The organism is Kribbella sp. NBC_00709 (assembly GCF_036226565.1).
In the GTDB taxonomy this organism is placed as follows: domain Bacteria; phylum Actinomycetota; class Actinomycetes; order Propionibacteriales; family Kribbellaceae; genus Kribbella.
This window is the reverse complement of record NZ_CP108996.1, coordinates 2351834-2376461: the sequence shown is the minus strand read 5'-3', so window position 1 is coordinate 2376461 and position 24628 is coordinate 2351834. Positions and strand designations below refer to the sequence as shown.

Annotated in this window: 28 protein-coding genes; 15 read left to right on the top strand and 13 right to left on the bottom strand. The window is 67.7% G+C overall.

Going from position 1 to position 24628, the window contains the following annotated elements; translation table 11 throughout:
• Positions 1 to 173: 173 nt before the first annotated feature.
• Positions 174 to 2972, bottom strand: a complete 2799-nt coding sequence (locus OHA18_RS11655) for a glycosyltransferase (RefSeq protein ID WP_329004041.1) — start codon at positions 2970 to 2972, stop codon at positions 174 to 176.
• A gap of 253 nt (positions 2973 to 3225) precedes the next feature.
• On the opposite strand from OHA18_RS11655, the gene OHA18_RS11650 reads away from it, so the two are divergent.
• From OHA18_RS11650 to OHA18_RS11635, 4 genes are read left to right on the top strand one after another with little or no spacing between them, the layout of a single operon-like run.
• Complete coding sequence (locus tag OHA18_RS11650; protein ID WP_329004039.1) at positions 3226 to 3564, top strand: ArsR/SmtB family transcription factor; 339 nt, start codon at positions 3226 to 3228, stop codon at positions 3562 to 3564.
• A 1-nt stretch (position 3565) separates the two neighbouring features.
• Entirely contained in the window at positions 3566 to 4057 is a 492-nt protein-coding gene (locus tag OHA18_RS11645; RefSeq protein ID WP_329004037.1) for an SRPBCC family protein, read from the top strand.
• A gap of 6 nt (positions 4058 to 4063) precedes the next feature.
• Positions 4064 to 4645, top strand: a complete 582-nt coding sequence (locus OHA18_RS11640; protein WP_329004036.1) for a dihydrofolate reductase family protein — start codon at positions 4064 to 4066, stop codon at positions 4643 to 4645.
• A 28-nt stretch (positions 4646 to 4673) separates the two neighbouring features.
• On the top strand, positions 4674 to 5180 hold the full coding sequence (locus tag OHA18_RS11635; protein WP_329004035.1) for a DinB family protein: 507 nt from the start codon (positions 4674 to 4676) through the stop codon (positions 5178 to 5180).
• A gap of 9 nt (positions 5181 to 5189) precedes the next feature.
• On the opposite strand, the gene OHA18_RS11630 is transcribed toward OHA18_RS11635, so the two are convergent.
• From OHA18_RS11630 to OHA18_RS11620, 3 genes are read right to left on the bottom strand one after another with little or no spacing between them, the layout of a single operon-like run.
• Positions 5190 to 5963, bottom strand: a complete 774-nt coding sequence (locus OHA18_RS11630; RefSeq protein ID WP_329004034.1) for an LLM class F420-dependent oxidoreductase — start codon at positions 5961 to 5963, stop codon at positions 5190 to 5192.
• A 49-nt stretch (positions 5964 to 6012) separates the two neighbouring features.
• Positions 6013 to 6651 (bottom strand): histidine phosphatase family protein, encoded by a 639-nt coding sequence (locus tag OHA18_RS11625; protein WP_329004033.1) that lies wholly within the window; start codon positions 6649 to 6651, stop codon positions 6013 to 6015.
• 13 nt (positions 6652 to 6664) lie between these two features.
• Positions 6665 to 7483 carry a phosphotransferase gene (locus OHA18_RS11620; protein WP_329006088.1) on the bottom strand — a complete coding sequence of 273 codons (819 nt, stop codon included), beginning with the start codon at positions 7481 to 7483 and terminating at the stop codon, positions 6665 to 6667.
• A gap of 193 nt (positions 7484 to 7676) precedes the next feature.
• Between OHA18_RS11620 and OHA18_RS11615 the strand changes: the two genes are divergently transcribed.
• Positions 7677 to 8231 (top strand): GNAT family N-acetyltransferase, encoded by a 555-nt coding sequence (locus tag OHA18_RS11615; protein WP_329004032.1) that lies wholly within the window; start codon positions 7677 to 7679, stop codon positions 8229 to 8231.
• 5 nt (positions 8232 to 8236) lie between these two features.
• Here the strand turns inward: OHA18_RS11615 and OHA18_RS11610 are convergent, their stop codons facing one another.
• Positions 8237 to 8701 (bottom strand): NUDIX hydrolase, encoded by a 465-nt coding sequence (locus tag OHA18_RS11610; RefSeq protein WP_329004031.1) that lies wholly within the window; start codon positions 8699 to 8701, stop codon positions 8237 to 8239.
• 68 nt (positions 8702 to 8769) lie between these two features.
• Here OHA18_RS11610 and OHA18_RS11605 point away from each other — a divergent pair, with 68 nt between their 5' ends.
• Entirely contained in the window at positions 8770 to 9354 is a 585-nt protein-coding gene (locus OHA18_RS11605; RefSeq protein ID WP_329004029.1) for a mycothiol transferase, read from the top strand.
• Positions 9355 to 9444: 90 nt separating this feature from the next.
• Here OHA18_RS11605 and OHA18_RS11600 read toward each other — a convergent pair whose 3' ends face one another.
• The 4 genes from OHA18_RS11600 to OHA18_RS11585 form a co-directional block, all read right to left on the bottom strand.
• Complete coding sequence (locus OHA18_RS11600; protein ID WP_329004027.1) at positions 9445 to 11334, bottom strand: heparinase II/III domain-containing protein; 1890 nt, start codon at positions 11332 to 11334, stop codon at positions 9445 to 9447.
• A 312-nt stretch (positions 11335 to 11646) separates the two neighbouring features.
• Entirely contained in the window at positions 11647 to 12411 is a 765-nt protein-coding gene (locus OHA18_RS11595) for a hypothetical protein (RefSeq protein WP_329004026.1), read from the bottom strand.
• A gap of 49 nt (positions 12412 to 12460) precedes the next feature.
• Positions 12461 to 13306 (bottom strand): hypothetical protein, encoded by an 846-nt coding sequence (locus OHA18_RS11590; protein WP_329004025.1) that lies wholly within the window; start codon positions 13304 to 13306, stop codon positions 12461 to 12463.
• A gap of 342 nt (positions 13307 to 13648) precedes the next feature.
• Positions 13649 to 14023 carry a VOC family protein gene (locus tag OHA18_RS11585; RefSeq protein ID WP_329004023.1) on the bottom strand — a complete coding sequence of 125 codons (375 nt, stop codon included), beginning with the start codon at positions 14021 to 14023 and terminating at the stop codon, positions 13649 to 13651.
• Positions 14024 to 14143: 120 nt separating this feature from the next.
• Here OHA18_RS11585 and OHA18_RS11580 point away from each other — a divergent pair, with 120 nt between their 5' ends.
• Positions 14144 to 14554, top strand: a complete 411-nt coding sequence (locus OHA18_RS11580) for a VOC family protein (protein WP_329004022.1) — start codon at positions 14144 to 14146, stop codon at positions 14552 to 14554.
• Positions 14555 to 14623: 69 nt separating this feature from the next.
• Positions 14624 to 15145: a DinB family protein gene (locus OHA18_RS11575; RefSeq protein ID WP_329004021.1), complete on the top strand. Its 522-nt coding sequence runs from the start codon at positions 14624 to 14626 to the stop codon at positions 15143 to 15145.
• On the opposite strand, the gene OHA18_RS11570 is transcribed toward OHA18_RS11575, so the two are convergent.
• Positions 15135 to 15641 carry a carboxymuconolactone decarboxylase family protein gene (locus tag OHA18_RS11570; RefSeq protein ID WP_329004020.1) on the bottom strand — a complete coding sequence of 169 codons (507 nt, stop codon included), beginning with the start codon at positions 15639 to 15641 and terminating at the stop codon, positions 15135 to 15137. The genes OHA18_RS11575 and OHA18_RS11570 overlap by 11 nt on opposite strands.
• Positions 15642 to 15787: 146 nt before the next feature.
• Here OHA18_RS11570 and OHA18_RS11565 point away from each other — a divergent pair, with 146 nt between their 5' ends.
• Together OHA18_RS11565 and OHA18_RS11560 are read left to right on the top strand one after the other, a co-directional pair.
• Complete coding sequence (locus OHA18_RS11565; protein ID WP_329004019.1) at positions 15788 to 16672, top strand: RNA polymerase sigma-70 factor; 885 nt, start codon at positions 15788 to 15790, stop codon at positions 16670 to 16672.
• Positions 16673 to 16692: 20 nt separating this feature from the next.
• On the top strand, positions 16693 to 16986 hold the full coding sequence (locus tag OHA18_RS11560; protein ID WP_329004018.1) for a hypothetical protein: 294 nt from the start codon (positions 16693 to 16695) through the stop codon (positions 16984 to 16986).
• Between the two features lie 21 nt (positions 16987 to 17007).
• Here OHA18_RS11560 and OHA18_RS11555 read toward each other — a convergent pair whose 3' ends face one another.
• Positions 17008 to 17967, bottom strand: a complete 960-nt coding sequence (locus OHA18_RS11555; RefSeq protein WP_329004017.1) for a 2-hydroxyacid dehydrogenase — start codon at positions 17965 to 17967, stop codon at positions 17008 to 17010.
• A 90-nt stretch (positions 17968 to 18057) separates the two neighbouring features.
• On the opposite strand from OHA18_RS11555, the gene OHA18_RS11550 reads away from it, so the two are divergent.
• The 3 genes from OHA18_RS11550 to OHA18_RS11540 all read left to right on the top strand — a co-directional run bounded on the left by OHA18_RS11550 (position 18058) and on the right by OHA18_RS11540 (position 20557).
• On the top strand, positions 18058 to 19062 hold the full coding sequence (locus OHA18_RS11550; RefSeq protein WP_329004016.1) for a magnesium and cobalt transport protein CorA: 1005 nt from the start codon (positions 18058 to 18060) through the stop codon (positions 19060 to 19062).
• Between the two features lie 75 nt (positions 19063 to 19137).
• On the top strand, positions 19138 to 20088 hold the full coding sequence (locus OHA18_RS11545) for a hypothetical protein (protein ID WP_329004015.1): 951 nt from the start codon (positions 19138 to 19140) through the stop codon (positions 20086 to 20088).
• A gap of 52 nt (positions 20089 to 20140) precedes the next feature.
• Positions 20141 to 20557: a VOC family protein gene (locus tag OHA18_RS11540; protein ID WP_329004014.1), complete on the top strand. Its 417-nt coding sequence runs from the start codon at positions 20141 to 20143 to the stop codon at positions 20555 to 20557.
• 14 nt (positions 20558 to 20571) lie between these two features.
• Here OHA18_RS11540 and OHA18_RS11535 read toward each other — a convergent pair whose 3' ends face one another.
• On the bottom strand, positions 20572 to 21888 hold the full coding sequence (locus OHA18_RS11535) for a Gfo/Idh/MocA family protein (protein WP_329004012.1): 1317 nt from the start codon (positions 21886 to 21888) through the stop codon (positions 20572 to 20574).
• A gap of 79 nt (positions 21889 to 21967) precedes the next feature.
• Between OHA18_RS11535 and OHA18_RS11530 the strand changes: the two genes are divergently transcribed.
• Entirely contained in the window at positions 21968 to 22933 is a 966-nt protein-coding gene (locus tag OHA18_RS11530) for a LacI family DNA-binding transcriptional regulator (RefSeq protein WP_329004010.1), read from the top strand.
• Here the strand turns inward: OHA18_RS11530 and OHA18_RS11525 are convergent.
• Positions 22930 to 23418: an Lrp/AsnC family transcriptional regulator gene (locus tag OHA18_RS11525; RefSeq protein WP_329004008.1), complete on the bottom strand. Its 489-nt coding sequence runs from the start codon at positions 23416 to 23418 to the stop codon at positions 22930 to 22932. The two genes, OHA18_RS11530 and OHA18_RS11525, sit on opposite strands and share 4 nt — an antisense overlap.
• Positions 23419 to 23536: 118 nt before the next feature.
• On the opposite strand from OHA18_RS11525, the gene OHA18_RS11520 reads away from it, so the two are divergent.
• Positions 23537 to 24625: a thiamine pyrophosphate-dependent dehydrogenase E1 component subunit alpha gene (locus OHA18_RS11520; protein ID WP_329004005.1), complete on the top strand. Its 1089-nt coding sequence runs from the start codon at positions 23537 to 23539 to the stop codon at positions 24623 to 24625.
• Positions 24626 to 24628 lie beyond the last annotated feature (3 nt).

The following is a 24628-nucleotide window of genomic DNA, read 5'->3' as shown; positions in this document are numbered from 1 at the left end:
CGGGCGGGATCGGACGGGTCCGCTGATGGCAACCTCGACCCGATCCTGACGGACTCGTCCCAGGCTGCCCGGCCATGACCGAGATGTCCTTAGCGCACGGTGTCCAGTCGCCTTGGCGCTGAGTGCACAATGCGTCCGCCCAGGCGGCTCCAGGTAGTACCGAGAACCCCAGGTCAGGCAGAGCTGGGGTTCTCGGCGCGGGCTTGGAAGGCCTCGCCCCGGGATTGTCGGAAGGCGCGCCAGTTGGTGTCGGGGAGCTCCGGTGGGGCGGGGAGGAGTTGGCGGACGGTGGTGGCGCCGGGGGCCCAGGCTGCGTCGGGGAGTTGACCCATGACGGTGGTGTACACGGACCGGATGACTTCGGCTTGTGCGGACCAGGAGAAGCGGCGCTGGAGTTCCGGGTCCTCGGCGATGCGCTTGGCGATGCGGTCGCGGTCGGCGAGCACCGTACGGACAGCCTGCACGAGTCCGTCCACGTCGCCTGCGGGGTAGACCGCGCCGAGGTCGAGTTCGTTCACCAGATCGGCCTGGGCCGGGGTGTCGCTGGTGATGATCGGCAGGCCGGCAGCGATGTACTCGCAGAACTTGTTCGTCACAGCGATGTTGTGGTTGGGCGCGTGCAGCAGCGGGCTGAGGCCGATGGTGGCCGAGCGCAGGTACAACGGCACGACCTCGGCAGCGACGAACGGCGCCAGGTGCACGCGGTCGCCGACGCCCAGCTCGGCGGCACGGGCCAGCAGCTCCGTGGTGACGGCGTTGGCCCGCGCGACGATCGCGAGATGTACGTCGGGCAGCTGCGGTAGCGCTTCGACGACGGTCCCGACGCCGCGGGCGCGGTTGACGCCGCCGCCGTACACGAGCAGCGGGACGTCCTCGGGCAGCCGCAGCTGTTCGCGCAGACCGATGACGTCGGCGTCCTCGGGCGGCTCGACCGGCGCGTTGAGTACGACGTCGGGCAGCCCGGCCAGCTTGTGGTCGCGCCGCAGCCACTGGGCCAGCGGCTCCGACACCGTGATGACGCGGTCGGCGTCGCGGATGAACTCGCGCTCGAGGTCGCTGTACGCCGCGACCCGGCGCGGAGCCACCACCGGTACGCCGGGGATGTACTCGTGAGCGTCGTAGATGATCTTGATCGTGCGCCCGTCCAGGGCAGCCCGGTGCGCCGCGCGCGCCGCGATGCCGAGCATGAACACGTCGTGCACGTGGATGACATCGATCAGCAGGCGGTCCAGCAGCGGGCCGAGTGTCAGCTCCTGATCGATCACCTCGGGCATCACCCGCCGCCAGCGGCCCGACGGCAACCGGCGGTGGAGGGCGAGCAGTCGCTCGCGCCGCTTGCCGATTCCCAGGTCGGTAGGGTCGGCCACGGGTTTGGCCCGCCGGAGGAGATGCGCGCGGGCATGCAGTACGGCGCGGTACAGCCGCAGCGACCGCCACCGCCACGCCCGCTGCAGCCGATCGACGACGGACCGCTTGGACGGCACGGACGAGCCGGTGCGCTCGCGATCGCGGCGGTCGCGGCCGCGTTCGGCGCGCAGCTCGCGGCTCGCGTACTGCCAGCGGCCGTAGGCCAGCAGGTACTCGGCCTCGGTCTTGAACCACGGCCTGAGGTTGGCCTTCAGGTTGGCCCACCGCTTACGCCACCCCGTCACCAGCACCTTCGACTGGATCGGCGGACACAGCACCTGCACCTTGCCGTACTGGCGGACGCCCCTGAGCCTGCGTCCCGGAATGCCGATGCAGGTGACGTCGAGGTCCCAGTTGGCCACCGTCTGCGCGTACTTGAGCACGCGGGAGTCGACGACGATGTCGTTGCCGGCCATCATCACGACCTTGGGGCGGATCCACGACGGCTTCCAGCCGGCCGGGATCGGGTTCGGCTGCTCGACGAACGGGGCCAGCGCCTTGGCCGACCAGCGGCCGTCGTGCACCTGCTCGACGAAGGCCGGACCGCGGGCGGCGAACTCCCGGCTCGTCTCCGGGTGCGCGATGAGATCGAGCACGACCTGCTCGATGGTGTCGGGTGTCGCATCGACGATCGGAAGCTCGAGCCCGGTCTCGGCCGCCACCCGGGCGCGGACGTGCGGAGCGATGTGGCCGACCACGATCCGGCCTGCCGCCATGGCCTCGCACGCGGCGACGCCGTAGCTGCCGATCCGGAACTGGTCGAGGACGATGTCGGCGTCGCGGTAGACGGCCGGCATGTCCGCCGGGTCGACGCCCTCGACCCGGCGGTAGGTGATGAGGCCGCGATCGGCCAGGCTCTTCAGGATGGGGTCGATGAGCTCGGAGCCCTTCATCGCCGACTTGCTGGGCGCGTGGGCCACCACCGGCTTCTTGTGCTCGAGAACCGGAGCGTCGCTGCGCCACGTGCCGACGTCGACGATCACGGGACACCAGACCGCGTCGGGTACGTAGTCGAAGAGGTCGGGGGTAGAGACGTACACGGGACCTGGGTACGACGTGAACAGCTCGGCAGCGCGGGTGGCGTTGCGCTCGAGCAGGTCGACGGTTTCGTCGTCGAGGTCGGGGAACGGCGACCAGGGCTCGGTCTCGGCGTGCCGGCTGGGGATGCGGACGTCGGAACCATGGGCGATGAGCCCCACCTGCAGACCCTTGCTGAGCAGGTGCGGGATCTCGAACGATCCGTCCGGTCCGTGCAGGGGCCCGAAGATCGGGCGGGAGGCCTCGAGCAGCACATGCGTGTAGTTGCGGACGACGTGGTGGTAGAAGTTCAGCCGCCACCGGTGGTTGCGCCGGTACGTGCGCGCCGGTACGCCGTAGTCGACCGGGTAGTCGAGGACGCCCTTGAAGAACGCGAACGAGGTCGCCTGCGTGCTGGGCACCCGCTGCTCGAGCGCGCGGGCCCAGCGGGTGCCTTGGCCTGCGAAGTTGGCCGGCCCCACGAGTAGCCGCACGGGTGCGTCGAGCGGCGGCGGCATCCCGTCCCGGGTGTCAGTGTTGCGATCCATCGTGTTGTTCCCCCCACAAGTTCACTGCAATTCCGGTCTTGACAATTAAGGACTAGACCGGTATTAGGACAGTCTTCCCCCGAGGACCGTTCACCTACTAGACGTCGCGAGACTCTCAGTTTGTTGTCAGGAAACCCCATTTGTTACCGAAGCGGTGCGCCGCAACCCCTTGTATTAAAGAGAGTCTGCAGTCCGGATCGCACCCATCGGGAGGTGTTGACCGGCGGAGCGCATTCGGCTAACGTACAACCGCATGGTTGTATTTCAGGAGGAGAGCGAGGAATCGCTCAATCAGCTGTTCCGGGCCTTGGCGGATGGGACGCGTCGCGACATCTTGGAGCGGTCGCTGACGGAGACGCCGTCGGTGTCCGAGCTCGCGGCGCGTTACGAGATGAGTTTCGCCGCCGTACAGAAGCACGTCGCGGTGCTTCAGCGGGCGGGTCTGGTGCAGAAGCGCCCGAACGGGCGGGAGCAGCTGATCTCCACCGACCGGACGCGGCTTCGCCGTGCGAGCGAACTCCTGGATCGCTACGAATCCATCTGGCGTCAGCGCATGGCGCAGCTCGACCAAGTTCTCCTGGAAGGAAACTGAGATGCCGCTGACGTCTGTCACCAAAGACGCCGCAACGCTCACCTTGACCCTCGTGGCCGACTTCCCCGTTCCGCAGCGCCGCCTCTGGGAGGCCTGGGTCGACCCGCAGCGACTCGAGCGCTTCTGGGGGCCGCCCTTCGCGCCGGCCACCTTCACGCACCACGACTTCACGGTCGGCGGACGCGCCGAGTACTTCCTGACCGGGGCGAACGGGGAGAAGTGGAGCGGGTCCTGGAAGTTCACCGCGATCGATCCGATCGACTCCTTCGACGCGTGCGACGGAGAGGACAACGCCGAGGACGAGAACATGCCGGCCTCGATGAAGTTCACCTTCGAGTCCACGTCGACGGGATCGCGTATGACCTGCGTCAACCAGTTCTCCAGTGTCGAAGCCATGGAGCAGACGCTTCCGGGCATGGAAGCGGGACTCCGCGCGGCACTGCCCCAACTCGACGACCTGCTGGCCGAACACCCCACTCACGGTGAGGACTGACCCAGAATGAGAAACCTCAAGATCATCGAGCACATCACGCTCGACGGCGTGATGCAGAACTCCGCAGACGAGAACGACTTCCCGTACGGCGACTGGAACGCACCGTATCGGAGCCCGGCCGGCCGTGACGCGATGCTCGCCCTGCACGGCGAAAGCTTCGATCTGCTGATCGGCCGCTACACCTACGACCTCTGGTCGGGTTTCTGGCCCAAGGTGCCGAGCAACCCGATGGCCGACCGCCTCAACGCGGCGAAGAAGTATGTGGTCACCCACCGCCCGGAGGGCCTCGACTGGGGGCCGGCCGAAGCCCTCGGACCGGATATCGTCGAAGGTGTCCGCCGCATCAAGTCACAGGACGGCCCGGACCTGATCCTCTCGGGCAGCTCCACACTGATCTCGCCGCTGCTCGAGCACGGCCTCGCGGACGAGGTCGTGCTGGTCATCAACCCGGTTCTGCTGGGCACCGGCAAACGCTTCTTCGCCGACGGAACCCCGGCGCAGACCCTCGAACTGGTCAGCACCACGCCGTTCCCGACAGGCATCATCCTCACCACTTACAAGCCCGTCGGCCCCCTGAAACCCGCATGACCTGAGCCGATGTACGTAGGATCGCCGAATGTCGACGTGGAGCACACCTGAACGAGTTGAGCCGCCGATCGACCCGGTCGACGAGCGGGCCGCGCTCGAAGACCGGCTCGAGTTTCATCGCACGACGTTGCTGCTGAAATGCGGCGGGCTGACGCCGGACCAACTCGCCCTGCAGTCGGTGCCGCCGTCGACGCTCTCGTTGCTCGGACTGGTCCGGCACATGTCTGGAGTCGAGGCCTGGTTCCACGAGTACGACGGCCAACCGGACCACCTGTACTTCTGGAACTACGTACCCGGCTCGGCCGCGAGCTTCGACGAGGTCGATCCCACACGGGCCGCCGACGACCTGGCGAGCTATCAAGCGAGCGTCGCCAGGTCGCGGCAGGCCGTTGCCGGGCTCAGCCTCGACGAAGCCAGCCCGGGCGAGGACTACACGCTGCGGTGGATCTACCTACACATGATCGAGGAGTACGCCCGCCACAACGGTCACGCAGATCTCCTTCGCGAACGCATCGACGGCGCCACCGGCGAATAGGCGCACACCTCAGGTGTTCAGTTCGTTTCGCCAGGAGATCCACTGGCGGGCGGTATCGAGGTTGTAGTCGGGGCCGCTGGTCGAGGTTGTGAACAGGCTGACGCCGAGTTCGCGCAGCTGCGGACCGGAATCGCGGGGGTCGCCTCCGACATGGACGGAGTACTCGATGGTCGACGGATCGCGGTCGATCTCGGCGCAGTACTTGTGCAGCAGGCCGAGCTTGCGAACCAGGTCCTCACCCTCGGCGAAGGTGTTCCAGATATCGGCGTGCTGGGCGACGATCCGGAGCATCTTCTGTTCGCCGCCGCCGGCGATGAGGATCGGCATCCGGCCGACCGGCGGCGGGTTCAGCGCGGCCAGCCGCTTCTTGATCCGCGGCAGGGACTCGGCCAGGTCGGCGACCCGCCGCCCGGGCGACGGGAACTCGTACCCGTACTCGAGGAACTCGCGCTCCTTGAACCCCGCGCCGACGCCGAGGATCACCCGCCCGCCGCTGATGTGGTCGACGGTCCGGGCCATGTCGGCGAGCAGATCGGGATTGCGGTAACTGTTGCAGCTGACCAGGACCCCGAGCTCGACCCGGGAAGTCTGCTCGGCCAGCGCGGCGAGCGTCGTCCAGCCTTCGAAATGCTTGCCGTCGGCAGTCTTTCCCAACGGGAAGAAGTGGTCCCAGGTGAAGAGCGCGTCGGCGCCGAGGTCCTCCACCTCCGCGGCGGCGCGGCGGATGTCTGCGTAGTCGGCTCGTTGCGGCGCCAGCTGTACGCCGATCCGGACTGGTCTCACGAAGGTCCCCTATCTCGTGGCAAACACTCGACCATAAAACACGAGGAGCTCACGCCTGTTCGAGATCCTGCAGGTGCTGGGTCTCGTTCAGGGCGACGACCTGATGGCTGAAGTGCGTGTCGTTGCGGACGAGGGTGGTGATGCTGCCCGCGGCGAGCGGGAAGAAACCCCGGTCCGTCGACATCATCGGCATCCCGATCCAGGCAGCGATCAGATAGCTCGACGCGGACCCGTGAGACACCACGATCTGGTTCTCGACCGGTCGACGGAGGATGTCGTCGAGCGCCGGGTACAGGCGTTCAACCAACGCCAACCGCGTCTCTGCGCCGGCTGGCCCATCGTGATGGCCAAGCCGATCGCCGTACTCCGGAAGCGGGATCCGGCGCTCGGCGAGCCACGCTTGCGGACGCCCGTCAGCCTCACCGTTGGACCGCTCTCGAAGGCGCGCATCAGTCTGCACCTCGACCGAGAATCGCCGGGCAATGCGCTCCGCCGCTTGGCTGGCTCGACGCAGATCGGAGGAGTAGACCTCGACCGGCTGAGCTCCGATTCTGCTCGCCAGGACGTCGGCGATGCGCTCGGCCTGCAGGTGACCGCGGGCCGTCAGCTCTGAGTCGTGCCATCCGCCGACGATGCCGTCGACGTGATGCTGTGCTTCGGGGTGGGAGACCAGGTAGATGTGTCTCATTGCCCTCCTTGGGTCAGGCGTGGAGGTCGAGGTAGAAGAGCATCGAGTAACTGGCCCGCGGATCTTGTACCTGCGCGCCGTGGCGGAGCATGCCGGTGAGGATGTCGACTCCGGTTGCGGCTGCGTAGGTGGCGATGAGGTCGACGGCTAGTTCGGCCTCGCGGTCGGTCAGGGGGCGCGTTGCGTGATAGGCCTCGATCAGTTCGTTGATGCGGCGGATGTCGGCATGGCGGTCGGCGTGGCGGGCCCAGGTTTCTGCGATCCGGCCCAGGTCGTAGAGCTGGAACGATGTCATGCAGTCGTCGAAGTCGATCAGGGCGGTGATCGTGCCGGTCCGGTCGAGTAGGAGGTTGACGGCGCTGATGTCGTTGTGGACCAGGCCCTGCCGCAGACCGGTCGGGTCGGCGTAGACGTCCGCCATCTTCTCCCGCAGACCGATCAGGCGGCGCGTCGCTTCGCGAAGTACCGGCAGGTCGGCGTACGGCGATCGGAGGAAGGTCTCGATCCGCTGGAGAGGATCGAGCCGGGTGGTCCGGCGGCCGGGGAGGCGCTGGTCCGCCGACAGCACATGGATCTGGGCGGCCAGTCCTGCGGCGCTGCGGCCTAGCTCCAGGTCGGCCGAGAAGTAGCCGTCTGCCAGGTCGGACGGGTGCACTCCAGCGGCGTATGTGAAGAGCGCTGCTGGGCGGTCGTCGATCAGGCCCCACAGCGATCCGTCCGCGGCTTCAACCGGCGCGGGCGTCGGGAAGCCTCGATGCGCAAGGTACTGCGTCGCGTGGAGCTCGTACTCCACCTCGGCAGCCGTGGTCGTGCTGTAGCTCCGGCAACAAATCGCGAACCGTCGGCGCCGTTGACCAGCCAGCTCCGGTTCTTCTCCCCGCCGAGGAGCGGCGCCACCTCGACGGGATGAACGCTGCGGCCACGAAGGAAGTCGGTCAGGTCCGGAGCGCTCATGGCGTCAGACCCTTCCACGGGCGCGCCCTCGAGCGCGAGCCCTTTCCAGCGAGCCCTGGTTGAATGCCTGGATGGAGGTGTATCCCGTTGACCAGGAGCGGTGGGGCGACCTGGTCGAGCTGTTCGGCCCCAGCGGAGGGACGCGCGGGTGCTGGTGCATGGCCAGGCGGTTGCCCAGCGCCCAGGTCGCGCGGAACGGGAGCGCCGAGAATCGGGCGGCGCTCGAGGGCTTCGTCCGGGCGGGGATGCCGGTCGGGTTGATCGGGTACGTCGATGCGCGGCCGGCCGGCTGGTGTGCGGTGGCGCCGCGGACGGAGTACTACGCGATCATGCACTCGCGGGTGCTGCCGATCGACGAGCCCGATGATGACGAGATCTGGGCGATCAACTGCCTGTTCGTGAAGAGCGGGTATCGCGGGCGCGGGCTCACACTGCCGATGGTCGAGGCCGCGGTCGAGTACGCGCGGGCTGAGGGCGCGCGCATCGTCGAGGCGTACCCGGTGAAGACGATGCCGGGCGATCCCGGACGCGGTGTGTTGACGACGTTCCTCGATGCAGGCTTCACGACGTACGCCGAGCACCGAACCCAAGCCAGGCGCAACGCCGTCGTCCGCCGAACCCTCTGACCTGCCTACCAGCTCCAGCTGTCGTCATTGAGGGTGAAGGTCCAGTCCGGCTGTCGCGCGCCGTAGGTCAGGTAGTCGATCGCGGGCGAAGCGATCGGCGGATAAGGCACTTGGCCGAGGAGCCTTGCGGCGTCCTCCACCGAGAACCAGCGCGCCTCCATCACCGACCCATCCGGATCGTCGATCGCGAAGGCCGGGTCCCGCACATCCACCACGTAGTTCCACGACCGCGATGTCACGCGACCGTCCACCAGCACCTGAGTCCTCCACACGAGCAGGAGATCCTCCTCGCCGGCCAGCAGCCCCGACTCCTCCCGCAGCTCACGAATCGCGCCGGCCGTCGGGGTTTCGCCGTCCTCGACGGCGCCGCTCGGCAGATTCCAGTACGGCGCGTCCCACGCCTCGTACTGCTCCCGCACGAGCGCCACCTGGCCGTCGTACCGCGCAATCACACCCGCATACCGTCCCATCCGCCGAACCCTAGCCAGGTGAGAGGTTCCGGAAGGGGAGTGTCCGGAATTGGGTTTACGGTGCTGCCATGACTGCGAATGAGTGGGTGTCGCCGTGGTGGGAGCCGCCGATTGCGGGCAGCGATGCTGAGCATCTGGTCGGGGCGCTGGATCGGTTGCGGACGACGTTCCGCTACAAGGTGGACGAGCTCGACGCCGACGGGCTGAACCAGCGGATCGGGGCGTCGTCGATCACGCTCGGCGGGTTGATGAAGCACCTCGCGGCGAACGAGGACTACATGTTCAACGTGAAGTTCCGCGGGCTGCCGATGGACGGGCCCTGGGTGCAGAACGGCTGGCGCGACGACAACGACTGGGAGTTCAAGTCCGCCGTCGACAACACCCCGGAGGAGCTGTACGCGCTGTGGGACGGCGCGGTTGCGCGCTCCCGGGAGACGCTCGCGGCGGCCATCGCGGACGGCGGGCTCGACCAGCCGGCGGACATCAGCTGGCCCGACGGGCAGCACGCGAGCCTCCGCCGCCTCGTCTGCGACCTGATCGAGGAGTACGGACGCCACACCGGCCACGCCGACCTCATCCGCGAGGCCGTCGACGGGCGGGTCGGCGAGGACCCGCCCCGTGACTGGAAGCCGGTCGGCGCCAGGACCAGCTGAGAAAGTGGATCTGCACGCAGGCAGAACCCGCCGAACGCGCCGATGTTCACGTCCACATTGGCACTTCTGCCTGCCTGCAGATCCGCACCCCTACTTGATCCGCTGCAGTGTCCCGTCCGCGGCGACGCCGATCGTCGTGGTCACGCCGTCGACCTTCAGGTTCAGAATCATCCGCGAGCCCTGCCACGAGGTCGTGTAGGAAACGGTCGCGTTGCTGCGGGTGGGCGCGATCACCGACAGGATCTTCGCGTCGTGCCCGGAGCGGTTGAACGTCACCACCGGGGCCGGCAGCTTGTCGTTGATCGTCTTGTAGTGCCACCCCTGGATCGGGTCCTGCGCACCGGTCGTCACCTCGATCGGCGTCGTCTGCTGCTGGAACGGGATCTGCAACAGCGTCGTCTTCACCCGATCGCCCGGCTTGGCGGCCACCGCACGGTCGTTGCCACTGACAACGACCTTCTGGTCCTCGGGCAGGTGCCAGAGTGTCGAGTAGTCCTCGTCCGACTGCGACGTACCGCGGTCGAGCACGACCATCAGGTCCGGGTCCTTCAGGACCAGCACGCCGCGGGTCCGGTCGATCCCGGCGCCGGGCGAGTCGTGCAGTTCGTAGAACTCCGACGTGTCCTTGATCGACGACCGCAACAGCTTCGTCTCCGGATGCCCGGTCGCCGACTTCACGGTCATCTCGTTGTGCGCGAACTGGCTCTTCGCCCAGAACCGCCAGTCGTCGACCTTGTACCCGGCGTGCCCGCCGTCGATCAGGATGTCGCGGCCGTGCGAGGTGTACGTGACGGAGGTGTGGTCGTTGTGGCCGTGCAGCTTCTGCGACGGCCCGAAGCGGATGCTGTACGTCGACTCCTGCGTGAACGGTCGCGTCTCGCCCCACCCGGTCCGCCCGAAGATGTACCCGGCATCGAAGATCCCGATCCGCTGCGTCGGCCGGATCCCGTGGGCGCCGAGCGTCCCCGCGTACTCGAGCACTGTGCCGGGAACGGGAGTCGTGCGCACGACCTCGGAGTCGCCGAGCTGCGGAAGGTTCCCGAGCGAGTTGGTCGCCAGCGCGAGCCATTTCGCCAGTTCCCGGCGGCGCGCGATGATCGTCGTACCCGGATCGACCCCGCACTTGCGCAGTACATCGATCGCGCGGCCCCAGAGTGCGTAGTTGAACTGCGCGTACGCCGTCGACTGTTCGTTGGTCGAACCCTGGGTGTCGATCGAGGTCTTGATCGCATTCGTCAGCCGGTCGGACGCGATCTTCTTCAGGTCGTTGCGCTGCAGCGTGCAGCCGATCCCGAACAACGCCAGGCTCTCGTCGGTGCCGTGGTTCCAGTCACCGCTGTAGTTCTTCTGCAAGAACCACGCGTGCTGCATCAGCGCATCGTCCAGCCACGTGTACGTCAGCGGCAGCTTGGCCACATGCAACCCGGACAGCACCGCCTCCCGCAGACAGATCAGCACGTTGGTGCGGTGCATGGTCGACTCGTACGCACCGACATCGGACTTCCACGAGTACGGGTTGTCGTTGACCCAGTCGCGGGCGATGTTGCTCACCCGCTGCAGCGCCTGCTTGTCGCCCTTCGCGCCGGCGTTGATCCCTTGGCCCAGCCAACGAAGCGAGTGCAGCCACATGTACCAGCTCGGGTTCTTGTCCGGGTTCATCCGCCAGTTGATGTTCCCCTTGCCGTCGCCGACCTTCGTCGGCGGCGTCGTACCCCAGGTGAACGTGTCCTGGTAGAGGTTGCTGAGCGGGTTCGTGTGGTCGATCCCGCTGTACGCCGGGCACGTGTAGGTGTCCTGCTTCGCCGGAGTCGGCGGTGCGGTCGGCGGCTCGGGGGTGTAGCTGACGGTCGGGTCCGGCGCCGCTTCCGGCTCGGAGCCACCCCACGGGATCACCAGCACGGTGGCCAGTACGGCGGCGCTCACGAGCAGCGGGATCATGAGTCGCAGCGTCGTTCTGGTGCGCAGGTGTCTCGCGGGCATCGTTGGTCCTCCCCCGCATGCTTTTGGGCATGCCTATTCTGGCCTAGACCTGAATTCGGGTGGGGCGATCCCCGGGAAAATGGTCAGGGTGTGTGTTGGTTGCTGCGTCGCGGTTGTACTTCAGGAACGGTTGGCGGACCGCCAAAGGTTGCTGCCGGCATCGTTGTGGTTGCCGGTCAGACTCCGGTCAGGTGCGTCGCCATCGGTTCCCCCCGAGGTTCGAATTAGTTCCTCTGCTGTATAGATGTCTCGAGGGGGTGAAAAAGTTGCGTCGGATCGCCCACTCCGGTTACGAATGCCCGGACGGGCGCCTCAACCTCGCCGGATCGCCTGCAGAATCAGGGCGTTCCGCGCGTTCTGCCCGGCCGGCACGGTGGTGTGACGGCCGTCCCGTAGATCGGCGTGCATCCGCTCGGGACGCGCCGCGAGGAACTCGGCCCACGGCACGATCCGTAAGTTCGCGTGGTGCGCTTGTACCTGCTCCAGTTGCAGATTGATCCACTCGCTGTTGCGCTGGTCGGCCACCTGCACCGAGGTCGGCTCGTCGGTTCGCGAGACCTGCACGTTCACCCAGTAGACGGTCCGGCCCGGACCGGCGATCCGGAGCGCGCGCTCGACCTGCGCGGCGAACGCGGGCGGGTCGAAGATGTCGTTGGACCCGACCGCCATCACGATCCGCTTCGGCAGCCCGTACGCGTGCGCCCAGGAAGCCATTGCGTCGACCGCGGCCGACGTCGGCTGACCCGACCAGCTGTACTCCGCGAACGTCGTACCCAGCTGTTGACCGAGGAGCCGGCCGAGCGCCTCGCCATCTTGTACGGCGATGCTGTCGCCGAACAGCACCACGCCGTTCGTCGCGACCACGTGGCGGACGTGGGCGCCGCTGGAGATCACCCGGTTGTTCCCCTGCCAGGAACCGAGCGTGCCGGAGCCGTAGCTTCCCGTGCTGACGACAGGTATCGCCGTCTTCGCGTGCGCGGCCGGGGCGTCGAAATGCAGCAGCGCCAGGAGGAACGCGGTCAGCACCACGATGATGGCCGCCGAGGTCGACCAACTCCGGATGATCGTGCGTGACATGGCTCGTCCCTCCCGTACTGCGGACGCGGAGGGAAGCCAGGGGGTTGTCCTAACGGCCGCTCGTGATGGCCTCGGCGATCAGCTCGTTGCGAGAGCTGCCGCCGAGCGGCTCGCTGGTGTGCACGCCGTCGCGCAGGTACGGCGTGGGTCCGTTCGGCCGGGAGGCGAGGAAGGCGGACCAGTCGATGATCCGCAGGTTCGGGTGGCTGGCCGCGGCCTCGTCGAGCTCCTGATTGACCCACGCACTGTTGGCGAGATCCGCGTCCCGGACAGCAGTCGGCTGCTTGGTGCGGCTGACGTACACGTTCACCCAGTACACCGTCCGGTCCGGCCCGGCGATCTTCATCGCGCGCTCGACCTGCGCGGCGAACGCGGGCGGGTCGAAGATGTCGTTGGTACCGACGGCCATCACGATCCGGCGGGGCAGACCGTAGTCGCGCGACCACTGCGCGAGTGCGTCGACCGCTGCCGAGGCCGGCTGACCGGACCAGTCGTGGAAGGCGATCGAGTCGCCGGTGCGGTCCGTCAGCAGGCGTTCGAGGCTCGAGCTGTCCTGGACGGCGATGCTGTCGCCGAACAGGAAGATCCCGTCGAACATGAGAGTGTCGCGGATCTGATCCTCGGGGGAGATCCGCCGGACCAGGTTCTGCCACGGTCCGAGCGTGCCCGAGCCGTACAGGCCCGGGCCTTTGGTCGGAACGCTGTACGAGCCGGTGCCGTCGGCGGTCGTGTCGGCGTCGGTGGTCCGCGGCTCGAGGACGACGAGCGCGCCGGCGAGCAACGCCAGTACGACCAGGGTGACGAGGATCGAGGCGACCGACCCGAGGAACGCCCGCAGCGCCGAAACCGGCTGGTGGACGGTGGTGTCCGGGCGGTCCCGGACCTGCTGCAGCACCCTGACACCCCCCAGCTTCAGTCGTCGTCTCCGAGCAGCGACATGACGCGCGGCGACATGACGCGGTGCCCCCCGAACCTGGTGCATCCCCCCGGCCCCCACTACTAAACGCTCGGGACCACCCGTTTGGTTGCATCGAGCGGTCAGTGCTTGAGCGTGTACCCCTCGCCCGTCAGACGAGCCCGAAGGTCCTTGACCTCGTCCCGCCGCACCCCCCGCCGCCGAGGTTCCCCGTCCTCAGCGGTCTGCTGCTTCTTCTTCCGCCACCACCACCTCATGCCCCCAGCATCCCCGAAGATCCCACCCAGGGGTAGCTTTCCGGTCATGCCGCAACGGGGTTGATCAGCCGGCGCGTTCGCTTTCGCTGCGTTCTACGCAGAATTCGTTGCCCTCGGGGTCCTTCATCGTCACCCAGCCGCGGCCGTCGGGAAGGCGGTGGTCCTCGTGGATCGTGCCGCCGAGGGCGAGGATCCGCTCGACCTCTTCGTTGCGGGTGCGCTCGGTCGGACCCCAGTCGAGGTGCACCCGGTTCTTCACGGTCTTGCCTTCCGCGACCGCGATGAACAGCAGCGCGGGAATCGGCGCCGGCGCCGCCACCAGCACCTCGTCGTCGCCCGGCGCGTCCCCGTCCGCGACCGGCCAGCCGGTGACAGTACTCCAGAACTGCGCGAGCTCGTAGGGGTTGCCGGCATCGATGGTGATGTGTCGCGGGATCATGCCGAGACCTTAACCGGATGGCCGGGTTCGAAGGGTCGCGGACTGTCGGCGGGCGGGTTTACTGTGCGGGCATGAGCGCCGTACCAGAGGGTTCGGCCGGTTGGGGGAAGGAACGATTCGATGGCATCGCGGCTCAATCCGTACATTCAGTTCAAGAGTGAAGCGCGTCCGGCGATGGAGTTCTACCAGGGGGTTTTCGGCGGTGAGCTGGCCAAGAACACCTTCAAGGAGTTCGGCGCGAGCCACGGGCCGGAGGACGACGACCTGCTGATGCACGCCCAGCTCGAGACCCCGAGCGGATTCACCCTGATGGCGGCCGACACCCCGCAGGGCATGCCGTACAACCCGGGCGACAACATCGCGATCAGCCTCAGCGGCGACGGCGACGAGCTGCGCGGGTACTACGAGAAGCTGTCGGCGGACGGCGGCAAGGTGACGGTCCCGCTCGAGAAGCAGATGTGGGGCGACGAGTTCGGCATGGTGACCGACAGGTTCGGCATCAACTGGATGGTCAACATCGCGGCGAGCTGACCGGTTCGCGTCGCGCCTGGGGTGAAATCCAGTACCCCGGGCGCGACGAGCGACGCTAGCTTGGCCTGCATGGGACTCAACGACCTGCTGTACGACCCCATCCGGCACAACAACTGGGCCACCGGCAGCCTGATCCGGTTCTGCCTGGATCAGGACCTGACGGCCGAGCAGCTGGAGGTCACCGGCGTCGGCACGTTCGGCGGCATTCTCGCGACCCTCGACCACATCGTCCGGTGCGACGGCAGTTACCTCCGCCGGATCGTCGACCGGCCGCTCGACTATGTGGACAGCGCCACCGCGACCGACCTCGAGACGCTCGGGGGCTGGAACGCTGAGGCCGGCGCGCTGTGGGAGGTGTTCCTGACCCAGCCGATCGACGTCGAACGCGTGATCATCGTCGACAACAACACCCGCGGCACCCGGGTCGGCATCTTCATCGCCCAGGCGATCAACCACGCCAACCACCACCGCGAGCAGGTCTGCGCCATCCTCACCGGCCTCGGCATCGAGCCGCCGGACATCCAGGCGTGGGAGTACGCCTGGGAGTCCGAGCGGATCTGGGACCTGCCGGCCACCGGGGTTACTGGCTGACCGTGGCCGCCATCAGGCCCGGCTGGTAGGAGCCGCCGAGCTGGTTGAGCGTGACGGCCATCCGGTTGGTGGCGTTGATCATCGCGATCAGCGTCACCAGCGCGATCAGCTGGTCCTCGTCGTAGTACTTCGCGGCCCGGGCCCAGGTCTCGTCCGAGACGCCCTCGGACGCGTCGGCGAGCCGGGTGGCCGCCTCGGTGAGCGCCAGCGCGGCCTGCTCCTCCTCGGTGAAGACCGTCGAGTGCCTCCACCCGGCGACCAGGTTGATGCGAGTCGTGGTCTCGCCCTCCGCCGCGGCCTCCTTCGTGTGGATGTCGATGCAGTGCCCGCAGCCGTTGATCTGGCTGGCGCGCAGCATCACCAGGCTCTGCGTCGCCTGCGGCAGCGCCGTCTGCTGCAACAGCCCGTGGACCGCGAACAGCCGCTTCGCGACCTTGGCGCCGAACTCGCTCTGCATCATGTCGATCCGGGGTTCCATCGTGCTCTTCCTCTTCATGAGATCTACTGGATGACCACGAGATGCCGCCGGGGCGGCCGCCGTGACGGTTCCCGAACGTGACGAGCGCCATACTGAACGAGATGTCACAGAAGTCCGGTGGGCGGCATCTGATGGGTGACACCCGCGCGTACAAGGAGCCAGCCATGACCGGTACCGACAAAGCCACCGAGGCTTTCGTTGCCCATCGCAACCTCCTGTTCACGGTCGCCTACGAGCTGCTCGGCTCGGCCGCGGACGCCGAGGACGTGCTCCAGGAGACCTGGCTGCGCTGGGTCGGCGTCGACCTCGACACCGTGCTCGACCACCGCGCCTACCTGGTCCGGATCGCCAGCCGCCAGGCCCTGCAACGCCTCCGCACCCTGGGCCGCCGCAAGGAGTCGTACGTCGGCCCGTGGCTGCCCGAGCCGCTCCTCACCGCGCCGGACGTCGCCGAGGACGTCGAGCTCGCCGACAGCGTCTCGATGGCGATGCTGCTCGTCCTGGAGACCCTCAAACCGACCGAGCGCGCCGTCTTCGTCCTCCGCGAGGTCTTCGGCCTCGAGTACGACGAGATCGCCGAAGCCGTCGACAAGAAGCCGGACGCGGTCCGCCAGATCGCCCACCGGGCCCGCTCCCACGTAGCCGCCCGACGCCCCGCCGGCCCCGTCAGCCCCACCGAGACCCGCAACGCCCTGGCGGCGTTCCAGCGCGCCGTCAACACCGGAGACCTCCAGGGCCTGCTCGACATCCTCGCGCCCGACGTCGTCTTCCTGGGCGACGGCGGCGGAGTGGTCCAGGCTGTTCAGCGCCCGATCGTCGGCGCCGACAAGGTCGCCCGCCTCCTGGCCATGGCCGTGAACCGCCTCACCGAAGCTACCCTCGACCTGACCGACATCAACGGCCAACCAGCCCTGATCCTCCGCTTCAACGGCGAAATCGACACCGTAACGGTCCTCCATGTCGACAACGGCCTGATAGCCGGCATGTACTCCGTCCGAAACCCCGCCAAACTCTCCCACCTGGCCGAAGAAATCACCCTCACCCGCTAAGAGGTGGCCAGTCACACTCCGTGGAGAGCCTCCTCGAAGCCGACGATCTGGCCCTCACCAGGGAACCGCTGACGCAGCTCCTGGTTGAGCTGTGGTCCGGGGATCATGGCGTCGTGACAGTCAACGATCCCGACGCGCGGGTCATCTTTGACCGGAAGGTGCACGCGCTCGTAGGGCTTCGCATCCACGCGGTGGACTACTGGGACATTCACAATTACGGTCCCGAGCCTGCTCGGTGGGATTACGGTGACTGGCACCACGCCGTCATGGGCGTGCAGCTTTCCACGGACGCTCGCGGAGCGTGCGGGGCCTGATCGCAGTACGCCGGCGCGGGGCTAGACCAGGTCGGCGGATTCGGGGACGGGGGTGAGTGGGGTGCCGTCCGTGAGCCATTGGCGGATGTTGTCGACTACCAGGTTGGCCATGGCTGTGCGGGTGGGGATGGTGGCGGAGCCGACGTGGGGGAGGAGGACGGCGTTGGGGAGGGTGAGGAGGTCGGGGTGGACCTTGGGCTCGTGTTCGAAGACGTCCAGGCCGGCCGACAGGATGGTGTTGGTGCGGAGGGCGTCGACCAGGGCCTGTTCGTCGACGACGGTGCCGCGGGCAACGTTGATGAGGATGCCGTCGGAGCCAAGCGCCTCGAGGACCGAGGCGTCGACCAGGTGGCGGGTGTTGTCGCCGCCCGGGATGACGATCATCAGGATGTCCACGGCGGCGGCCATTTCGGCCAGCGACGGGTAGTACGGGTAGTCGACGTCCTTCGGGTGACGGTTGTGGTAGGCAACGGAAATGCCGAAGGGCTGGACGCGGTCGGCGATGGCTTGGCCGATGCGGCCGAGGCCGAGGATGCCCATCCGGCGGCCGTGCATCGTTGCGGGAGTCAACGGGTACGGGCGCCCGCCCGCCCACTTGCCGTCGCGGAGGTACTGCTCAGCACGCCCCAGTTCGCGCACCGTCATCAGCAGTAGACCGAGTGCCGTGTCGGCGACCTCGTCGTCCAGGACCCCAGGCGTGTTGGTGACCACCACACCACGCGCCGCGGCGGCGGTCGCGTCGATGCGGTCGTAGCCGACGCCGAAGCTGGCGACGAGGCGTACGGCGGGGAGTCCGTCGAGGAACGCGCCGTCGATCGCAGTACCACCGGTGGCGACGGCAACGATCTCGTCCCGGCGGGCCGCGAGTACGGCGTCGGGGTCGGTCTCCTCCCAGAGCCGGATCAGTTCGCAGTGGTCAGCGAGGCCCTCGGCCACCGCTGGGTGCATCGGTCCGGGCATCAGTACGACTGGCAGTCCCACGGCATCTCCTCACGGATGTTCACCACCGCTTTCCCGGCCAACCCTATTTCCTATCGCCTTCCGGTACGACGATCGGGGGAGGAGGTCACCATGATCATCGACTGCGCTTACTACCGGGACGGACGCCGCCAGCACGTCGAGGCGATGTCGGTCGAGGACGCCGCCGCCCACTGCCAGCAGGGCGGGTTCGTCTGGCTGGGCATGTTCGAGCCCACCGCGGACGAACTCGCCCAGGCGAGACAGAGTTTCGGCTTGCACGAGCTGGCCGTCGAGGACGCGCAGACGTTCCACCTCCGGCCCAAGGTCGAGCCGTACGACGGTGACGTCGAGCTGGTCATCCTCCGCACCGCCCGGTACGACGACGAGCGCAAGGAAGTCGACTTCGGCGAGGTGAGTATTTTCGTCGGGCCGTCGTTCGTGATCACCGTCCGTCAAGGTGTGGCCAGCGACCTGCACGGAGCGCGGATCCGGCTCGAGCAGCGGCCCGAGCTGCTGGAGTGCGGCACCAGTTCGGTGCTCTGGGCGATCCTCGACCAGGTGGTCGACAGCTACGGTCCGGTCGTCGCCGAACTCGAACGCGACATCGAGCGGGTCGAGCAGACGGTGTTCGCCGGTTCCGTCGCGCCGACCGAGCGGATCTACTTCCTCCGTCGCGAGGTCACCGACTTCTACCGGGCCGTGCACCCCCTGCTCGCCGTGCTCGCGACGATCGAGCGCGGCGCCCGGGACACCCCGCTCCTGCCGTACTTCCGCGACGTGCACGACCACCTCGTCCTGGTGAACGAGGAGGTCGCCGCTCAGCGCGACCTGCTCGCGACCGTCCTGGAGGCGAACATGGCGGTGATCGGCGTCGAGCAGACCAAGATCAGCGTCCGCCAGAACGCGTCCATGGAACAGCTCACCAAGCTGGCTACGGTCTTCCTGCCACTGACCTTCCTGACCGGGTTCTTCGGGCAGAACTTCGGCTGGCTGGTCGACCACATCAGCGCCGAGTGGGACTTCCTCGTCCTGGGCATCGGTGGGCTCGTGGTGCCCTGCTTCGCGCTCGCGATGTGGTTCCGCCGCCAACGAACAGCCCGACGGCAAGCTGCCTGACGCATCGGATTCACGCGCTGTTCGGACGGCGAAACGAGGGTCGGGGGAGCAGGATCCATCCCCTCGGAGGTTGTGATGCGAAAGCTCCCCGCCCTCATCGCGGCGACCACAGTGCTGGCCGCCGTCGCGCTCCCGCCCGCCTCGGCGGCACTCCCCGGACCGCGGGTCCATACCGAACAGTCTGGTACGGCGGCGGTTGCCGAGCCGCCGACGTACCAGGCGACCCCGCTGACGTCGTACCCCGCGTTCGACGCGAACCAGGCCGTTGCCGTCGACGCGAAGTACTTCTACGCGGTCAACAACACCACGATCACCAAGCACGACCGGCGTACCGGTGAGCCGCTGCTGCAGTTCGCCGGCGACGACGACGGCCCGTTCATCCACATGGACAGCGGCATGGTGCTCGGCAACAAGCTGTACGCCGTGCACTCGAACTACTCCGACTGGCCGATGGAGAGCTCGATCGAGGTCTTCGACACCAAGACGATGCGGCACATCGACTCGTACTCGTTCGGCATCTACCGCGGTTCGCTGACCTGGCTGGACCGTCACGACGGCGCGTGGTGGGCCGGGTTCGCGAACTACGACGACATCTCGGACGAGACCGGCCAGCCGTACGGTCAGACGTACAACACCCAGATCGTGAAGCTGAACGACAAGTTCGAGCCGCTGGCGTCGTACACGATCCCGAAGCCGATCCTGGACCGCTTCAAGCCGATGTCGAACTCCGGCGGTTCGTGGGGTCCGGACGGGCGGCTGTGGCTGAGCGGTCACGACCTCGGCGAGGCGTACGTGATGGAGCTGCCGACGGCGGGCTCGGAGCTGCGCTGGGTCGCGACCGTCGACCTGCCCGACGTACAGGGTCAAGGCATCGCGTGGGACCGGTCGGACCCGCGGCACCCGACGTTCTGGGCGATCAGCCGGCCGAACAAGCTGGTGCACACGTTCTCGATGCCGATCAGCTCGATCAAGACCCCGACCGCGAAGGGCTGGACGGTCCTCGGCCCGGGCCAGTTCCGGAAGTGATCGAAGGAGGTAGCGGACGAACCCTGTCCGCTACCTCCGAAATGCTGGTGGCATGACAAACACAGCGACGTTCCACGCGTACTTCGGCTACCGCGACGCTCCGGCCGCACTGCGCTGGCTGGAGAAGGCCTTCGGGTTCGAAACGACCATGGAGGTCCCCGACGACAACGGCGGCATCATGCATGCCGAGATGCGGTACGGCGGGGTCGCGTTCACCCTGTTCACCGACGAGGCAGGGTACGACCGGCCGGCGCGGAAGGGTGAAACGGTCGGCCACGGGATGTACGTGGCGTTCGACACCCAGGAGGAGGTCGACGCGGTGTATGCGAGCGCGGCCGCCGCCGGTGCGGAGTCGATCTGGACGCCCGAGCTGTCCAAGTGGGGCAACTACCGCTGCCGCGTCGCGGACCCCGAGGGGTACGAGTGGACCTTCGGCACGCACCGCCCCGGTCAGCCCGCTGCCTGGTAGACATCTGGCGTGGCCTAGACCGTCCAGCCGCCCAGGTTCAGGTCGGTGATCGTGACCGGCTGGCCGGTCGCGAGGGACTGGTTGGCAGCGATGCCCACGGCAACGGCTCGTACGCCGTCGTTGACGTCGGCAGCACGCGCGAGCGGATCGTTGGTGGGGCCCACGAAGAGGTCGGTGTAGAGGAGGCGGTCGCCGCCGCCGTGGCCGCCTTCGCCGCGGGGGATCTCCACCTCGACCGCGGTCGCCCAATGCTTCTGCAGGACGAGGCGTTCACCGTTGGTACGAACGTCGCCGGCGATCACGCGATCGGACGGGTAGCTCGGATCGATCTGGTCGTCGACGACCGCGGCTCGCTCGACAACTTCCAGCTCAGCACGGCCCTCGGTGCCGTTGACGGATACCCGATACCCCTCCCACGGCGAGTGCGCGTTGAGCGAGTAGCTCAGCCGCGCGCCGTTCGCGTACTCCGCGATCACGGACATGTTGTCCTCGATGGTGATGCCCGGAGCGAACACGTCCTGGTCGCGCAGGTACCCGTCGTACTGCTCGCTCTCGAAGTACAGCTGCCGGTTGGTGTCGTCGTTGCGCAGGTCAAGCAACCACGGATCGTTGGCCGAACCATCGATCGTGCCGCGCGCCGGTCGTTGCCCGAGGCCCCGGGCGGCCGCGTTGTCGGCGCCGTAGAAGAACAGGCCGCCGGACGCGAACACCCGCGCCGGCGAGGAGGCGATCCACCAGTTCACCAGGTCGAAGTGGTGCGACGCCTTGTGGACCAGCAGACCGCCGGAGTTCAGCTTCTCGCGGTGCCAGCGGCGGAAGTAGTCCGCGCCGTGCCGGGTGTCGAGCACCCACTGGAACTCGACGCTGGTCACGGTCCCGATCTCGCCGTCCGCGATCAGCTGCCGGAGCGCGCTGTTCCGCGGCGAGTAGCGGTAGTTGAACGTGACGACGACGGACCTGCCCGACTCGTTCATCGCGTCGACGATCTGCCGGGTCCCGTCGGCGTTGATGGTCAGCGGCTTCTCCACGACCACGTCCGCGCCGGCACGCAGCAGTCGCGACACCACCGCGGCGTGCGTGTAGTCCGGGCTCGTCACCACCACGCGGTCGATCGATTGCTCCTTGACCATCCGCTCCAGGTCGTCAGCACCGTACTGCGGAAGCTCCGGGCCGCCGAGCTCCGTGACGAGCCTTTGGTGGAACGCGAGCCGGCCCGGGTTCGGATCGAGCAGGGCGACGAGTTGGGCTTCCTCGGGGTGTGCCTGGAACATCGCGCGGATGTACGACTGCGCCCGCGATCCGGTTCCGGCGACGGCATAGCGTCTGGCCACGGCGGTCTCCTTCTACTCGTGTAGATGACACACGCTAGCAATCGCTTTCCAACCCGGTCAACCGTCGTACCATCGCTGCATGCCGAAGGAACCGGTCACGCGCAACGACGTGGCGGAGTACGCCGGGGTCAGCACGGCGGTGGTCAGCTACGTGGTGAACGAGGGCCCGCGGAAGGTCGCGCCGGAGACGCGCGAACGGGTGCTCGAGGCGATCCGTGTGCTTGGATACCGGCCGAACGCGACCGCCCGCGCGCTGCGGATGGGCACGACCCGGACGTTCGGACTGATCACGCCCGACGGCGGGAACCCGCTGTTCGCGGAGCTCGCGAAGGCGATCGACAAGGCGGCGGCGTCGCGCGGGTACGTCGTGCTGCAGACGAGCGCGGACGGGGATCCGGCCACCGAGCGCGCCAAGATCGCCGAACTGCTGACGCGCCGGGTCAGCGGGCTGTTGCTGGTGGCGCCGCACGAGGAGCCGGATCTGACCGACGCCGAGGTGCCGGCAATCGCCATCAACCGCGTGCTGCCAACGGTGAGTTCGGTCCGGCCCGCCTACCGCGAAGGCGCCCGCCGCGGCGTCGAGCACTTGGTGCAGCACGGCCATCGCGTGGTCGGCCTCGTCGTCGGCGGCGCCGGCCATCCTGAGCGTGAGCTGGGCTGGCAGGACGCACTCGAAGCCGGCGGTCTGGAGCTCGGGCCGATCGCCCGTACGACCTTCAGCCGCGCAGGCGGCCGTGCCGCCGCCAACACCTTGCTTGAAGCAACAAACCGCCCCACCGCCATCTTCGCCAGCTCAGACCTGCAAGCAGTAGGCGTCCTCACCGCCCTCCGCGAAGCCGGCCTGAGAGTCCCCGAGGACATTGCCGTGGTCGCCTTCGACGGCACCGCAGAAACCGAGTACACCTGGCCACCCCTCACCGTCGTACGCCAACCCCTGGAACAGATGGCCCAGGCAGCCGTCAGCCGCCTGATCGACGGCGAAGCGGCGGTCGAAGCAATCACGTTCCCCACGGAACTGATCGTTCGGAAGTCCTGCGGCTGTTAGAGCGTGCCGACGTCTTCGAAGATGAGGGCTGTGCGGGTGGCCAGCACCTCTGGGATGGCTTGGAGTTTTTCCAGGACGAGGCGGCGGAGGCCTTCGTTGTCGGCGGCTCGGACCAGGAGGATGGCGTCGAAGTCGCCGCCTACCAGCGCCATGTGTTTGATCTCGGGGATCGCCTGGAGTTGCTTGCGGAGCGTCCGCCACGAGCTCTGGCGGAGACTGAGCGTGACGTACGCCGACGTCGCCAGACCGAGCCGCAGCGGGTCGACGGTGACGGTGAAACCGGTAATCACGCCGGTGTTCGTGAGGCGCTCGACCCGGGCGTACGCGTTCGCCCGGGAGATGTGCACGTCGTCCGCAAGAGCTCGGATCGACAGCCGCCCGTCCCGGCCGAGGGCCTCGATGATCTGCCGATCGATCTCGTCGAGCGCTGGAGCGACGACAATCTGTCCAGGACCGGCCCGGTGGACCATCACCTCGTCGGACATTGTGCGACCTCCTAAGCCACGCGTCAGCCAAACGTCTCTCAATTCTTCCAGCTATAGATCAACTTGGCCAGGAGGTACGACGATGTGGCTACCGTCCGTCTCCTGCGCTGGAGGGTCCATGACCACCGTCGAGGAGCATTTGCTCCCCTCCGCGGAACCCGTCTGTCTGATCGATCAGCACGGCGTACCGCACGAACATCCGTCGTATGACCTCCCCACCAAGGAAGCCCTGCTCGACGGCTACACAGAGTTGATCCGGGGCCGCCGCTTCAACGACCAGGCCAGCGCGCTCGTCCGCCAGGGCCGGCTCGCGGTCTACCCGTCCTCGCACGGACAGGAGGCCTGTCAGGTCGCAGCGACGATGGTCCTCAAAGAGGGCGATTGGCTGTTCCCGACGTACCGCGATTCGGTCTCGATCGTGAGCCGCGGCGTCGACCCGATCGAGACGCTGACGCTGCTCCGCGGCGACTGGCACTCGGGCTACGACCCGTACGAGCACAAGGTGGCGCCGCAGTCGACCCCGCTCGCGACCCAGCTGCCGCACGCGGTCGGTGTCGCGCACGCGGCCCGGCTGCGGGGCGAGGACACGGTGGTGATGGCGCTCGTCGGTGACGGCGGGACGAGCGAGGGTGACTTCCACGAGGCGCTGAACTTCGCGGCCGTGTTCCATGCCCCGGTCGTGTTCTTCATCCAGAACAACGAGTACGCGATCTCGGTCCCGCTGGCTCGGCAGAGCGCTGCGCCGTCCCTTGCACACAAGGGCATCGGGTACGGCGTACCGGGCGAACGGGCCGATGGGAACGATCTCGCCGGCCTTCTCGCTGTTCTTGGACAGGCTGTAAACAATGCACGCGCAGGTGAGGGGCCGCAGCTGGTCGAGGCCCACACGTACCGGGTGCAGGCGCACACCAACGCCGACGACGCGACCCGCTACCGGCAGGACGACGAGGTCACGCCTTGGCTGGACCGCGACCCGATCCAGCGGCTGACGACGTACCTCGAGCAGCAGGGGTGGATGGACGACGACGTACGCCGGCGGGCGGAGTCCCGAGCTGTGCAGGTGACCGCGCAGTTGCGCGACGGGCTGATGCCCGAGCCCGCGGTGGACCCGGCGGATCTGTTCAAGTACCTGTACGCCGAACAGACCCAGCAACTGCGTGAGCAGGCGGCGTTCCTGCGTGACGAGCTGGCGCGAGAGGAGGCGTGAGGC